The 13,682-nt window shown below is 68.3% G+C and carries 13 protein-coding genes; 3 read left to right on the top strand and 10 right to left on the bottom strand.

What is annotated here, in order from left to right:
• Nucleotides 1-171: 171 nt before the first annotated feature.
• The 5 genes from F1D05_RS17315 to F1D05_RS17295 all read right to left on the bottom strand — a co-directional run bounded on the left by F1D05_RS17315 (nucleotide 172) and on the right by F1D05_RS17295 (nucleotide 4,281).
• Nucleotides 172-1,137 carry a hypothetical protein gene (locus F1D05_RS17315; protein ID WP_246486774.1) on the bottom strand — a complete coding sequence of 322 codons (966 nt, stop codon included), beginning with the start codon at nucleotides 1,135-1,137 and terminating at the stop codon, nucleotides 172-174.
• Nucleotides 1,138-1,221: 84 nt separating this feature from the next.
• A complete protein-coding gene (locus tag F1D05_RS17310) occupies nucleotides 1,222-2,283 on the bottom strand; it encodes an ABC transporter ATP-binding protein (protein ID WP_185448619.1) in 1,062 nt (353 codons plus the stop codon).
• Complete coding sequence (modB, locus tag F1D05_RS17305; protein ID WP_185448618.1) at nucleotides 2,280-3,089, bottom strand: molybdate ABC transporter permease subunit; 810 nt, start codon at nucleotides 3,087-3,089, stop codon at nucleotides 2,280-2,282. Before modB ends, F1D05_RS17310 begins: the two co-directional genes overlap by 4 nt.
• A complete protein-coding gene (gene modA, locus F1D05_RS17300; protein WP_185448617.1) occupies nucleotides 3,086-3,877 on the bottom strand; it encodes a molybdate ABC transporter substrate-binding protein in 792 nt (263 codons plus the stop codon). Before modA ends, modB begins: the two co-directional genes overlap by 4 nt.
• Nucleotides 3,877-4,281, bottom strand: a complete 405-nt coding sequence (locus F1D05_RS17295; RefSeq protein WP_206686243.1) for a TOBE domain-containing protein — start codon at nucleotides 4,279-4,281, stop codon at nucleotides 3,877-3,879. Before F1D05_RS17295 ends, modA begins: the two co-directional genes overlap by 1 nt.
• 108 nt (nucleotides 4,282-4,389) lie before the next feature.
• Here F1D05_RS17295 and F1D05_RS17290 point away from each other — a divergent pair, with 108 nt between their 5' ends.
• Entirely contained in the window at nucleotides 4,390-6,327 is a 1,938-nt protein-coding gene (locus F1D05_RS17290; RefSeq protein WP_185448615.1) for an acyl-CoA dehydrogenase, read from the top strand.
• The gene (locus F1D05_RS17285) at nucleotides 6,320-6,937 is read left to right on the top strand and encodes a hypothetical protein (RefSeq protein WP_185448614.1); all 618 of its coding nucleotides are present in this window, start codon (nucleotides 6,320-6,322) and stop codon (nucleotides 6,935-6,937) included. The genes F1D05_RS17290 and F1D05_RS17285 overlap by 8 nt, the downstream gene beginning before the upstream one ends.
• A gap of 398 nt (nucleotides 6,938-7,335) precedes the next feature.
• Here the strand turns inward: F1D05_RS17285 and F1D05_RS17280 are convergent, their stop codons facing one another.
• On the bottom strand, nucleotides 7,336-9,888 hold the full coding sequence (locus F1D05_RS17280) for a bifunctional FO biosynthesis protein CofGH (protein WP_185449211.1): 2,553 nt from the start codon (nucleotides 9,886-9,888) through the stop codon (nucleotides 7,336-7,338).
• A 134-nt stretch (nucleotides 9,889-10,022) separates the two neighbouring features.
• On the opposite strand from F1D05_RS17280, the gene F1D05_RS17275 reads away from it, so the two are divergent.
• Nucleotides 10,023-10,586, top strand: a complete 564-nt coding sequence (locus F1D05_RS17275; protein ID WP_185448613.1) for a TetR/AcrR family transcriptional regulator — start codon at nucleotides 10,023-10,025, stop codon at nucleotides 10,584-10,586.
• A gap of 9 nt (nucleotides 10,587-10,595) precedes the next feature.
• Here the strand turns inward: F1D05_RS17275 and F1D05_RS17270 are convergent, their stop codons facing one another.
• The 4 genes from F1D05_RS17270 to F1D05_RS17255 form a co-directional block, all read right to left on the bottom strand.
• Nucleotides 10,596-11,096, bottom strand: a complete 501-nt coding sequence (locus tag F1D05_RS17270) for a DUF2867 domain-containing protein (RefSeq protein ID WP_185448612.1) — start codon at nucleotides 11,094-11,096, stop codon at nucleotides 10,596-10,598.
• A gap of 9 nt (nucleotides 11,097-11,105) precedes the next feature.
• The gene (locus tag F1D05_RS17265) at nucleotides 11,106-11,663 is read right to left on the bottom strand and encodes a TetR/AcrR family transcriptional regulator (protein ID WP_185448611.1); all 558 of its coding nucleotides are present in this window, start codon (nucleotides 11,661-11,663) and stop codon (nucleotides 11,106-11,108) included.
• 202 nt (nucleotides 11,664-11,865) lie between these two features.
• Entirely contained in the window at nucleotides 11,866-13,086 is a 1,221-nt protein-coding gene (locus F1D05_RS17260) for an MFS transporter (RefSeq protein WP_206686242.1), read from the bottom strand.
• Nucleotides 13,083-13,529 carry a MarR family winged helix-turn-helix transcriptional regulator gene (locus F1D05_RS17255; RefSeq protein WP_185448610.1) on the bottom strand — a complete coding sequence of 149 codons (447 nt, stop codon included), beginning with the start codon at nucleotides 13,527-13,529 and terminating at the stop codon, nucleotides 13,083-13,085. Before F1D05_RS17255 ends, F1D05_RS17260 begins: the two co-directional genes overlap by 4 nt.
• Between the last annotated feature and the right edge of the window lie 153 nt (nucleotides 13,530-13,682).

Genomic DNA, 13,682 nt, shown 5'->3' with positions numbered 1-13,682 from the left:
GAAGAATACATACGCTACGAGTGAGTAAGTAATCACTCTTTGTTACATCGAGATCACTTTGAGCGGTGAAATCGACGTTACATGATGTCAATTCGCGGCAGTGAGATCACAGCCCGTAACTTTGTCTTGATTACGTCGTGCAATCCGCTGATCACTGTTTGTATACAGGGGTCACTCGGCCGAGCGGGCCTGCTGGCTGGCGTAGTACGCGACCTTGCGGGCCCGCATCACCTCGCCGAGCGGCCGATGGTCGGTCAGCGCGTTCCAGGGATCGAAGCGGGCCGCCTCCACCTGGGTGGCCAGCGTCTCGTCCGGCTTCTGCCGCGGCACGGTCAACCTGGCCACGGTCAGATAGGGCGACGCGGCCCAGTCGATCGACGCGTCCTCGATCGGGGTGGCCTTCTCGTCGGTGAAGAACTGCACCTGGAGGTCGTAGGAGAGCGGGTTGCCGATCAGCCGGTCGTAGATGTCCGTGGCCCAGTCGTCGCTCGCCGACGGATTCACCTGGTCCGACGCGGCCATCAGCCGCACGCGGACGGCGTACGGGCCGAACGCGATCGGAGCGGCGCTGAAGAAGTCGTGAGTGGCGAACCCGCTGAACGGCGACTTGAGCGCGGTCGAGACCGTCTTGAGTTGGGGGATCATGCCCGGGTTCTTCAGCAGCCGGAGCAGGATCCCGCCCGGGGTGCTGCCGCCGGTGGTGACCACCTTGGTGAAGTCCTCGCTGGTCGCGGAGCTGAACCGCTCGTGGTTGATCAGCGCGAAGTCCTGCGAGACGGCTTCCCCGCCGAGCGCGGCCGGGCCGGAGACGCCGAGCACCTTGATGGAGAAGCCGCGGATGTCGGGCACGCCGTCGGCCGCCCGGTTGAAGCCGCCGTTCGACAGCCGGATCCACGCGTCGTGCCGATCGGGGATCTTGAAGAGCCCCTGCCGGGCGTACTCCGGGAGGTCGGCCGGCACGTCCAGGGTCGCCCGGAGCGCGGCGACCTGCTTGCGGTGCAGCGCCCGCCCGGTCCCGTACTTCGCGGACTTCCGCTCCTGCATCGCGGCGAACTCCGCGGCCTGCCGCTCGTGCCGCTCCTGCTCGTCCGCGGCGATCACTTCACGCCACTCGGTACTCGGCTCAGCCACAACCATCTCCCAACGCCCGGGTCCAGCGGTCGTGCTCAGTATCCGCTCAATCCTTCGTTGCGGCAGGCAACTGTCTGTGAGTCGGACCGGTCAGCTGGGATAGGTCTGGATCTCGGTGGCCTTGAGGGTGGCGTGCAGGTGCTGGCCGGGGGTGAGCCGGAGCTCGGCGACGGCGGCGGGGGTGATGTCGGCGAGGAGCGTGGGTGGGCCGCTGGGGGAGGCGTCGAGGCGGACGCGGACGGTGTGGGCGTGCTGTTCGAGTCCCGCGACCACCGCGGGCCAGGTGTTGCGTGGGCTGCCGGCCGGCTGCTCGGCGTACAGGCTGACTGCGGATGGCGGGAACGCCACGTGGACGTTGCCGGACGTCGGTGCGGCGATCGTCAGGGAGCCGCCGCCGGTCAGGGCGACGGTGGTGCCGTCGGCGGTGCCGCGGTAGAGGTTGAGGCCGACGAGCTGGGCGACGTACTCCGTCCTCGGGCGGCGAGCGATCTCGGTCGGAGCGCCTTCCTGGACGATCCGGCCGTGCTCGACGATGACGAGACGGTCGGCCAGGACCATCGCGTCCAGCGGGTCATGCGTGACCAGGAGAGTGCGGCCTTCGTACCTCCGAAGGTGCTCGCCCAGTTCGGCGCGCACGTGCAGCGTCGTACTGGCGTCCAGAGCGGCCAGGGGCTCGTCGAGGAGCAGAAGCTCGGGTGAGGTGGCCAGTGCGCGGACCAGGGCTACTCGCTGGGCCTGACCGCCGGAGAGCGAGCGCGGGCGGCTCTTCAGGTGGTCGCCGAGTCCGACCAGCTCGAGCCAGCGGGCTGCCTCGGCGCGGGCGATTCGCTTGTCCACGCCGCGGGCGCGCAGTCCGAAGGCGACGTTCTCGAGTGCGGTGAGGTGGTTGAACAGTAGGTAGTCCTGGAACACCACGCCGATCGGGCGCCGGTCGGCGGAGCGGAACACCCGTGGCGGCTCGTCCCAGACCTCGTCGCCGAGACGGATCCGCCCCCCGGTGACTGGCAGCAGCCCGGCGATAGCGCGCAGGGCGGTGGTCTTGCCCGCGCCGTTGGGGCCGAGCAGGGCGACCACCTCGCCTGGCTCGACGGTGAGGTCCAGGTCCAGCTGGAAGGCGGCTCGGGTGACTCGGAGTTCGGCGTACAGGGTCATCGCAGACCACTGATCCAGCGTTCCCGTAGGCAGGCGAGAACCACGACCGAGACTGCGAGCAGGACGACGCTCAGTACTACGGCGACGTCGGGGTCGGTCTCCAGTGCGAGATAGACAGCCAGCGGCATCGTCGTAGTACGGCCGGGAAGGTTCCCGGCGAAGGTGATTGTGGCGCCGAACTCGCCGAGGGCGCGGGCCCAGCACAGCACAGCGCCCGCCACGATGCCGGGCGCGATCGACGGCAGGGTGACCCGCCGGAAAGTCAGCCAGCGGCCTGCGCCGAGAGTGGCGGCTGCTTCTTCGTACCGCGGGTCTGCCGCGCGCAGGGCGCCTTCCACCGAGATCACCAGGAACGGCATCGCCACGAACGCCTCCGCGACGATCACCCCGGCTGTGGTGAATGGCAGCGAGAAGCCGAACCAGAGGTCGAGGTGCTCCCCGACCAGCCCGCGCCTACCGAGCACCAGGAGCAGCGCGACACCACCTACTACGGGCGGGAGGACCAGCGGGACAGTCACCAGGGCGCGGATGAGACCGCGGCCCGGTAGCTCAGCACGGGCAAGCAGCCACGCCAGTGGGACGCCTAGGAAGAGACAGAGCAGGGTGGCGGCGCTTGCACAGAGCAGAGAGAGCTTGAGGGCCTGCCCGACGTCTGCACTGAACAAGCGTGACGGCAGTGTCGACCAAGGCGCTTGGGCGAGCAGGCCGATCAGCGGGACGAGCAGGAAGGCCAGGCCGAGGAGCGCAGGCAGCAGAAGGATCAGGGGCAGTCGCCCACCGATCCTCCTGCGCCCGCGGCTACTCACGGGGCGTCGAAGCCGGCTTCGGTGAGCACGGTCTTGCCCTGGGCGGACAGCACGTAATCGACGAACGCCTTCGCGCCGTCAGGGTTCTTCGCCTTGGTCAGCGTCGCGATCGGGTAGTCGTTGACCGCCTTGTCGGCCTCCGGGAACTCGATCCCCTCGACCTTGTCCTTGGCTGCCAGTACGTCGGTCTTGTAGACCAGTGCGGCATCGACCTCACCGAGGCGCACCTTGGTCAGCGCGGCCTTCACGTCCTGCTCCAGGCTGTCCGGCTGGGCGACGATCTTGGTGGCGTCGAAGACCTTCTTGGCCGCCGCGCCACACGGCACCTGGACGGCGCAGATGGCGATCTTCTTGTCCTTGTCGGCGAAGTCCTTCAGCCCGGTGATCTTGCCCGGGTTGCCCTTCGGGACGGCGATCTCCAGCTTGTTCTTCACGAACGTGGTCGCGGTGCCCTTGTCGGTCACCTGGTCCAGGTTCTTCGGCGCGGCCGAGGCGAACACATCGGCCGGCGCACCCTGGTTGATCTGCTGCGCGAGGGCCGAGCTACCGGCGAAGTTGAAGACCACCTTGACGCCCGGGTGGGCGGCCTCGAAGTCCTTGCCGAGCTGGGTGAAGGTGCCGGTGAGCGACGCGGCCGCGAAGACGTTGATCGTGCCGGACAGTGCCGGGGTGGACGACGAGGACGAGCTCGACGACGGGCCGGCGGCCGGGGTGTCCTCGCTGCCACAGGCCGCGAGTGAAAAAGCGGCGACCGCGGTAAGTGCCACGGCTACGGTACGGCGGAACATCAGGCCTCCGGGATCTCGACTACTACGTGAGTGGACTTGATGGACGCGACTGCGATCACGCCTGGCTCCAGGTTGAGTTCGTCGGCGGCCTCCCGGCTCATCAGCGAGACGACCCGGAACGGTCCGGCCTGCAGTTCGACCTGAGCCATCACGCCGTCCTTGACGACCCGCGTGACGATGCCTCGCATCCGGTTCCGGGCCGAGGCAGCCGTCGTGGCGCCCGGCTCGGGCGTCTCGGCCAGTTGCTGGGCGAAGGCCGCGAGTTCCCGGCCGTCGACAGCCATCCGGCCGCCGTCCTGCACAGATGGCAACCGGTCCTGCTCGACCCAGCGCCGCACGGTGTCATCGCTGACTCCGAGCAACGCGGCCGCCTCACTGATCCGCAAATTCGGCACAGACAGCATCTTATCGCCGCAGATGAGGATCTCGTATGCCACTTTTCGCTTACCAGTCGCTCACGACACCCCGCCCACGGTTCTTGAGCGTGCATCCCGGCGGCATAGGTTTGGACCATGAGCGCGACGGGGCTGCGGGATTATCTGGACGGGCCGCACAAAGCTGCCCGCGATGTCGTCCGGGACGGGCTGGCCGAGCACGCCGGTCTGCTGGACGCGGGGCTGCGACTGCCCCGCGACGAGTACCGCGACCAGGTGCTCGCGATGCTGCAGCAGATCACCGCGGACGGGCATCCCGGCCGCGGGTTCCCGAAGGAGTACGGCGGGCAGGGTGACCTCGGCGGGTTCATCGCCGGGTTCGAGACGCTGGCCTTCGGCGACCTCTCGCTGATGGTGAAGGCGGGGGTGCAGTTCGGCCTGTTCGCCGGCGCCATCCTGCAACTGGGCACGACCCGGCACCACGAGCAGTATCTGGCCGACGCGATCAACGGCCGGCTGCTCGGCTGCTTCGCGATGACGGAGACCGGGCACGGCTCGAACGTCCAGGCGCTCGGCACCACCGCGACGTACGACCCCTCGACGCAGGAATTCGTCATCCACACCCCGGACGCGGCAGCGCGCAAGGACTACATCGGCAACGCCGCCCGGCACGGCCGGATGGCCGCCGTCTTCGCTCAGCTCTTGGTCGGCGGCGAGACTCACGGCGTGCACTGCCTGATGGTCCCGATCCGCTCGGAGGACGGCGATCCGCTGCCCGGCGTGACGCTCACCGACTGCGGACCCAAGCTCGGCCTGAACGGCGTCGACAACGGCCGGATCGTCTTCGATCAGGTCCGCGTTCCCCGGACGGCGTTGCTCGACCGGTATGCGCAGGTGGATGCCGACGGCACCTACACCAGCGAGATCGAGAACCCGGACCGCCGCTTCTTCACCATGCTCGGCACCCTCGTCCAGGGGCGCGTCTCGGTCGGCGGTGCCGCGATCAACGCGAGCAAGGTGGCTCTCACGATCGCCATCCGGTACGCCGGGAGGCGGCGCCAGTTCGGCGCGCCCGGCAGTGCGGAGGAGGCGCTGCTCCTGGACTACCGGATGCACCAGCGTCGGCTGCTGCCGTTGCTCGCCCGCACCTATGCGCTGCACTTCGCCCAGGCCGAGCTGGTCGCTGAGTTCGTCCGGCTGTTCGACAGTGAGGGCCGAACCGAGGACGACGAGCACGACCGCCGCGCCCTCGAGGCCCAGGCGGCCGGAACGAAGGCACTCGGCACCTGGCACGCGACGGAGGCGATCCAGATGTGCAGGGAGGCCTGTGGCGGGGCCGGCTATCTCGCGGAGAACCGGCTGGCCGGTCTGAAGGCCGATACGGACGTCTTCACCACCTTCGAGGGTGACAACACCGTCCTGCTGCAACTGGTCGCCAAGGGACTACTGACCGGCTACCGGGAGTCGTTCGGCAAGCTCGACCCGCTCGGTACGGCCCGGTTCATCGCGGCCCAGGCGGTCGAGATCGCGGTGGAGAAGACAGCGCTGCGGACTCTCGTCGAGCGGCTACGTGACGTAGTGCCGAACCGGAACGACGCTGCCGACCCCGACGCGGGCCTCCGCGACGACGCGTACCACTGCGGCATGGTGCGGTTCCGCGAGGAGCACATGCTCGCCGGGGTGGCCCGTCGGCTGAAGGCGGGGATCGACGCCGGGATCGAGCCGTTCGAGGTGTTCAACCGGTGCCAGGACCACGTGATCGCGGCCGGCCGGGCGCACGTGGACCGCGTCGTACTGGAGGCGTTCCTGGCCGGCGTACAGGGTGCTCCGGAGGGGGAGACGCGGGAGCGGCTGAAGGAGTTGTACGACTTGCACGCGCTGGCGACGATCGAGGCGGAGCGCGCCTGGTACATCGAACACGGCCGGTTGTCGGGGCCGCGATCGAAGGCGGTCACGGCCCTGGTGAACGGGCTCTGCGCCCAGGTCAGGCCGCACGCGGACGACCTGGTGGACGCGTTCGGCGTACCGGGCGCGGCGGTCGACGTGCCGATGGTTGTACCGTCACAGCATGAGTGAGCCGATTGAGCCCGCGTCGGCTGCCGAGGCCGCCCGCGACCTGGCGAGGGTGTTGCTGGAACAAGCCGACGCGCTGGACCTGCATGACCTACGGGCCACCACAGCGATCGAGAACGTCCGGGTCCAGGCCCGCGTGCTCGCCGACGCCGTCCATGAGCGCGGCTGGGGTGACATCTTCCTCGGCATCGACTCCTACGATCCCGACGAGCTGGACGACCTGCCGCTCGGCCCGGACGACTTCGACGATCCGGCCGACTACCGGGAGATGGTAGAGGGCGCCGCGCTGGACGACCTGGACGAGCCGCTGGTCCCCGAGAACGGGATCCGGCTGAGCTACCAGGCCCGCTACGACTTCGTGGTGACGGATCCGGAGGCGTTCATCGCCTACGTCCGCAGCCGCGCCGACGAGGCCCAGAACGACGACGTCATCGACGACATCGAGGACGCCCGGTCGGCCTTCGAGCTGCTCGGCTACCTGGACGGCATCGGCTCCAAGGACTACGACGGCCTCGGCCTCAGCCCGGCCGGTGGCGAGGAGTCCCACAAGGTCGTGGAGTTCTCGCTGTGGGACCTTGATCCCACCCGCCGGGACGACACCTACCCGTACTGAGATCACCCTGATAGTTGTTGCGGCAGGCAACTTCTCTACGATTAGTGAGCAGCTGTTTACGAAGCGTGGTCTTAGTCAAGATCAATGCAAATGTTTGATCCCGCTCGTGGCGGCGCTCCGGCGCCGCGTGACAACGTTCAGTTGTCGGCGGCGGACGGGTCGCTGGCAACAGGCTCTAGGAAGTTTCGCGGCTCTCCCGTCCGGAACCGGACTGTACCTCCCCTGCCGGTTGCGGAATGAGACGGCGGTACCTCCCTCCTTCGGGGCCGAACGCCCTCTCGGGGCAAAGCAAGACGCCGGCCGTGTCGCCGGGGTGCCGGTCGCCAGTGAGGTGGTGACCGACACCCGACACGGCCGGCGTTTCTTCTTGCCTGGTTGGCCGTGCCGGGTGTTGCGGGTCAGGCCAGCTCGAGCTCGCCCAGCGGGCGGGCGGGGACTTCGCCGTACGTCGTCGTGCGCTGGCGGGCGGGGCGGTTGGCGGCGGTGGCCATCGCGGTGAGTTCTTCGATCGACTTGCGGGAGCCGTGTTTGGAGCCGGCCATCCGGCTGATGGTTTCCTCCATCAGGGTGCCGCCGATGTCGTTGACGCCGCCGTTGAGGACGGCGACGCAGCCGTCGGTGCCGAGCTTGACCCAGGAGCACTGGATGTTGTCGATCCGGCCGTGCAGCATGATCCGCGACATCGCGTGCACCGCGCGGTTCTCGTCGTACGTCGGGCCCGGGCGGGCCACGCCGGCCAGGTAGATCGGCGAGTTGGTGTGGATGAACGGCAGCAGCACGAACTCGGTGAACCCGCCGGTCTGGTCCTGCACCGCGGCGATGGTGCGCAGGTGCTGGACCCAGTGGTGCGGTGAGTCCACGTGGCCGTACATCATCGTCGAACTGGAAGGCAGTCCCACCTTGTGCGCGGTCGAGATGACCTCGATCCAGCTTGCCGTCGGCAACTTTCCCTTGGTCAGGATCCAGCGCACGTCGTCGTCGAGGATCTCGGCCGCGGTACCGGGGATGCTGTCCAGCCCGGCCTCCTTGACCGAGATCAGGAACTCCTCGATCGACAGTCCGGTCCGGACCGACCCGTTCACGATCTCCATCGGCGAGTACGCGTGGACGTGCATCTGCGGCACGCGTTCCTTGATCGCCCGGACGAGATCCGCGTACGCCGTACCGGGCAGGTCCGGGTGGATGCCGCCCTGCATGCAGACCTCGGTCGCGCCGATCACCCACGCCTCTTCGGCGCGCTGGGCGACCTCGTCCATCGACAGCGAGTAGGCGTCCGCGTCGGTGCGCCGCTGGGCGAACGCGCAGAACCGGCAGCCGGTGTAGCAGACGTTGGTGAAGTTGATGTTCCGGTTGACCACATACGTCACCTCGTCGCCGACGACCTCTTTGCGCAGGTCGTCGGCGATACGGGCGAGCTCGTCGAGCGCCGGACCGGTGACGGTCATCAACGTCAGTGCCTGCGCGTCGGACAGTCCGGCCGGGTTGTCTTCGGCGGCGGCGAGTGCGGCCTTCACATCGGCGTCGATGCGCTCCGGGCTGACTTCCCCGGCGCGGCGAGCGGCGACGTCCTCACGCAGTACGTCCCAGTCTCCGTACGCCGCGTCGAAGTCTGACCGCGTCTCCGTACGACGTCCTTCGGTGTCGATCGCGGTGTGCAGGTCGGTCCGCCCAACGCTGTCCCAGCCGCCGTCGGGCTCCTGCCACGGCAGGCCCTTCGGGTACGCGTCCTCGTTCGCCAACCCGGTCTCGGGGTCGACCAACGCCTCGACGTGCGAGATCAGCCGCGGGTCCAGCCAGGGCTCACGCAGGTACTCCGGGTGCGCGGTGAGCCTTTCCCGCAAGGTGAATCCGGCTGCCGCCGTCACCTTGGTCAGGTCGTCGAGCTGCGGCCAGGGACGCTCGGGGTTCACGTGGTCCGGGGTCAGCGGCGAGACGCCACCGAAGTCGTCGACGCCGGCATCGAGCAGCAGCTTGCACTCGGCCAGGTCGACCAGGTTCGGCGGGGCCTGGACGCGCATCCGCGGTCCGAGCACGATCCTGGTGACGGCGATCGCGGCCAGCCACTCGTCCAGCGGGATGTCCGCGTCGTTGCGCATAGCCGTGTCCGGCTTCACCCGGAACCCCTGGATGATGACCTCCTGGATCCCGCCGTACTGGCGGGCGATCTTGCGCAGCGCGAAGACCGAGTCGGCCCGTTCCTCGAGGGTCTCGCCGATGCCGATCAGCAGCCCGGAGGTGAACGGGACGTTCGAGCGGCCCGCGTCCTCCAGCACCCGCAGCCGGATCGCCGGGTCCTTGTCGGGCGAGCCGAAGTGCGGCTGGCCCTTCTCCTCGAACAGCCGGCGCGAGGTGGTCTCCAGCATCATGCCCATGCTCGGCGCGACCGGCTTCAGCCGCTGCAGGTCCTGCCACGACATCACGCCCGGGTTGAGGTGCGGCAGCAGCCCGGTCTCTTCCAGCACCCGGATCGCCATCGCCCGCACGTAGTCCAGCGTGCTGTCGTAGCCCGCTTCCTCGAGCCACGTTTTCGCCGCGTCCCAGCGGTCCTCAGGCGCGTCGCCGAGCGTGAACAGCGCTTCCTTGCAACCGAGCGCGGCGCCTTGCCGGGCGATCTCCAGCACCTCGTCCGGGCTCATGAACGGTGCGTGCACGCGGCCGGGGGTGGTCGCGAACGTGCAGTAGTGACACCGGTCGCGGCAGAGCCGGGTCAGCGGGATGAACACCTTCTTGGAGTACGTCACGATCCCGGTGCGTCCGGCATCGGCGAGACCTTGGTCCCGGACCCGGGCGGCCGTCGCCATCAGGGCGGTCAGTGCGTCGCCGGAAGCGGCCAGCAGTACTTCGACCTCGGCCGGGTCCAGCATCTTCCCGTCGTCGGCCCGCTTCAGCGCGCGGCGCATCGCGGTACTGGTCGGTGCGGGGGTTGCGGGCCTGGGGGGAGGACTCGAGATGGTGTGGAGCTGGCCGGTCTCAGGGGAGGAGTCGTGATCGGTCACGGCGACGAGCCTATGTCGCGTTTCGGCGCATTCCGCCGATTTGGGAGGCGAAAAACAATCAGTACGTCTGTCCTGATAGTTTGGCGTTCGTGCAGGTCAGGGGCGTTGCCAGGCGAGTCGACGGCCGCCGGGTCCGCGGTCAGGCCAGGCGGACCGAGCTGCTGATCGCGACCCTTGCCGTGGTGGAGCGCGACGGCGTCGCGGGGGTCAGCCACCGGGCGGTCGCGGCCGAGGCCGGAGTGTCGCTGGCGTCCACGACGTACCACTTCGCGAGCCTCGACGACCTGCTGGTGGCGGCGCTGACATGGGCCGCCGAGGATCTTGCCGCCGAGTTGCAGGAGCGGGTCAATGAGCTCGGCGCCCGGCCGGCCGATGAGCTGGCCCGGCTGATCGAGCACTGCCTGGTCTATCGGCGGGGACGCACGCTCGCGGAGTACGAGCTTTATCTCCTGGCCGCCCGTCGACCCGCGCTACGAGAGGCGGCGGCCGCTTGGCTCGGGCCGCTGACGGACATCGCACGGAGCTTCACCAGCGATCCGCACAAGGCCAGCCTGCTCGTCGCCGCCCTCGACGGCATCCTCCTCCAGGCGTTGATCGGCGCGCGCGACTTCGACCGAGCCGACTTCCACGCCCTCCTTGCCGTACTGCGGTAGCGCGGACGTTCAGCGGTTAGCGCGTAGGCCTGAGCGGATCATGTTGTGGATGACCAGGTGGTGGAACGGGCTGATTGCGGTGTAGTAGAAGCGGCCGACCGGGCGTAGGTAGTGGACCAGGGTGACGACCTTGAAATTGCGGTCGGGGGAGGCGTCGTCGGTGATGTAGGCGAGGTAGCCGATCAGGTGGTTGTCGGTGACCTTGAGCAGGAGGTAGTGGTCCTCCTCGCCGCGGACGACCTCGAAGAACGCCGCCGGATCGCCTGGTGTGAAGCTGACGGTTTCGGGTCGCAGTCGGGGCTGCGGCGGCACCCAGGCGGTGTCCAGTCGCAGCGCCTTGGCGACGACGATGCGGACCGCGAACAGCGCCTTGATCCAGATCGGCGACGAGCCGAGCGAACCGGCGATGAACTCGCGCAGGGTGACGGTGCCGGTCGCGGTTTTCACGTCGACGACATCGGCGGTGGGAAGGAGATCCGTCAACTCGGGCAGATCGGTACGAACGGCCATGGTGCCTCCTCAGGGCTGGAGCAGCGACCTGCCGGTGGCCAGTCGCAAAGTGTCGGCGTACAGGCCGCGCAGCCGTTCCGACGGAACGGGCGGCAGCACCTGCTCGGCGCCGATCAGAATCAGATAAAGCAACTCCGCCAGCCGGTCCGGGTCGATCAGGCTGCTTTCCAGACCATGGCAAAGCCTCTGCAGGTACTGCGTACGCGCGCGGTCCACGCGCTCCTGCGCCTGCCGCGCCTCGCCGTCCTGCAACGCCCAGGCCCGGACGGCGATCTCCAGCTTGGCGTCTTCGGGGCCGGCCAGGACGAGTTCCATCAGCTGGACCAGCTTCACCTCGGCGGTCGTGTCCGGCTTCTCTTCCACCGTGTCGATCAAGCGGGTGGTGAACAGCGTCTCGAAGTGCTCGAGCAGAGCGGTCCGGAAGCCGCCGACGCCCTGGAAATGGTGGTAGTACGAGCCTTTGCTGAGACCGAGACCGGCCGTCAGCCGATCGATCGTGACGGCCGGCGCCCCCTCCTCGGCCAGCAGTCGAAGACCCGTATCGAGCCAGTCCGCTCTCGTCGCCATGCCACAGAACATACCATACTGTTTGGTATGGTTGATGAGAGAGGCCTTCCGATCCGGGGGTCGCGTCCCGACCGACAGGTAATAGTCGGCCGAGCGTACGGGCGGCACGCTCAGCCGGACGATGCGCGGGGTGATTCCGGGTCTATTGCCTGTCGGTCGGGACACAACCCCGGATCAGGGAGAGGATGCGGGCGGGTGCCGGTCAGGCGTCGGCGCTGGTGAGTGCCTCGGCTTCGGCCTCGGAGTGGGCGGTCGGAGTACGGAGGTGGGACAGCGGCTTCCAGCCGGAGGCGAGCACACCGACCGCGAGCAGTACGGCGAAGGCGCCGACGTAGAAGGGGAGCTGGATGTTGACCTCTTCGCCGAGCTTGCCGGCCAGCCACGGAGCAACCGCGCCGCCGGAGAAGCGGACGAAGCTGTACGCCGCGGAGGCGGTACCGCGCTCGACCGGGGCTGCCGCCATCACGGCCTCGGTGATCAGGGTGTTGTTCACGCCGAGGAACAGGCCGGCCACGATCACGCCGACGGCGAGGACCGGACGGTGGTGCGCATAGACGCCCATCACGGCCAGGTCGGCACCGAACAGCACGAGCGAAGTCAGTACTACGGGGATCGTGCCGAACCGGCGCTGCAGCCGGGGAGCCGCGAAGACCGAAGTGAGCGCGAGGCCGATACCCCAGCCGAAGAAGATCAGGCCGATCTGCCGGGCGGACATCTCCAGCGGGAACGGGGTGAACGCGAGCAGTGTGAAGAAGCCGAAGTTGTACAGCAGTGCGGTGACCGCGACAGTCGCCAGCGACCGGTGCCGCAATGCCTTCAACGGCTCGATGATCGACGTACGGCGAGGGGCCGGCGGCGATGCGGGCAGCAGGAAGGCGGTCGCGGCGAGTGCGATCGTCATCAGCACGGCGACGCCGAAGAACGGTCCACGCCACGAGATCGTGCCGAGTTCACCGCCGACCAGCGGGCCGGCCGCGATGCCGACGCCGAGCGCCGCTTCGTACAGGATGATCGCCTGCGCGACGGATCCGCTGGCGGAGTTGACGATGGTCGCCAACGCGGTCGCGATGAAGAGCGCGTTGCCCAGGCCCCAGCCGGCCCGGAAGGCGACGATCATGCCGATCGAGTTGGACAGACCGGCCAAGGCGCTGAACACGACGATGATGGCCAGGCCGATCAGTAGCGTGCGCTTCGCGCCGATCCGGCTCGAGACCGCGCCGGTGATCAGCATCGCGACGCCGATGACGGCCATGTAGCTGGTGAACAGCAGCGACACCTGGGACGGGCTCGCGTGCAACTGCTCCGCGATCGGTTTGAGGATCGGGTCGACCAGGCCGATGCCCATGAACGCGACCACACAGGCGAACGCGACGGCCCAGACCGACTTGGGTTGCTTCAGAAAGGAACTGTTGCTGCTACTCACCGGGGCGTGTCCTCCATCGGATCGAGGGTGAGGATGGAATGCATGACGGTGACCGCGGCCTGCAGGGTGGCGAGGTCGGACGGCGCGAGCCGGCTCATCCGGGCGGCGATGGCCGCGCCGGCTTCGTACCGGGCCTGGTCCAGCTCGGACCGGCCCGCGTCGGTGAGGCTGATCAGACTGGCGCGGGAGTCGGCCGGGTCGGGTTCGCGCCGGACCCAGCCGTTCTCCTCCTGACGCTGAACCAGGTTGGACATGGTCGGCTGGGAGCAACGGTCGGCCTTGGCCAGGTCGCTGATCCGGGTCGGCCCGAGCTCGTCGAGCCGCCCCATCAGCCGCATCGCGGCATGCGGCAGCGAACTCACATCCCGGCTCGCCAGCCGCGTCAGCCGCGCCGCGGCCACCACCACATCAACACCAAGCTTCGAAAGGTCAGTAGCGATCACGGAGAACCACATTACATAGGAAAGCTATGTTTCCCTAGAGGCCTTTACCGTGAACCGGATCACCTAGGCCGCGCCTGGAAACCCCGCCCCGGTTACCCGCGGTACGGATGTCTTTGTGCATCGGCTGAGTGTTCTGGGCCGATCGCATGCTCA

It is taken from the genome of Kribbella qitaiheensis, assembly GCF_014217565.1.
GTDB classification, from domain to species: Bacteria; Actinomycetota; Actinomycetes; order Propionibacteriales; family Kribbellaceae; genus Kribbella; species Kribbella qitaiheensis_A.
This window is presented reverse-complemented; position numbering and strand designations above follow the sequence as displayed.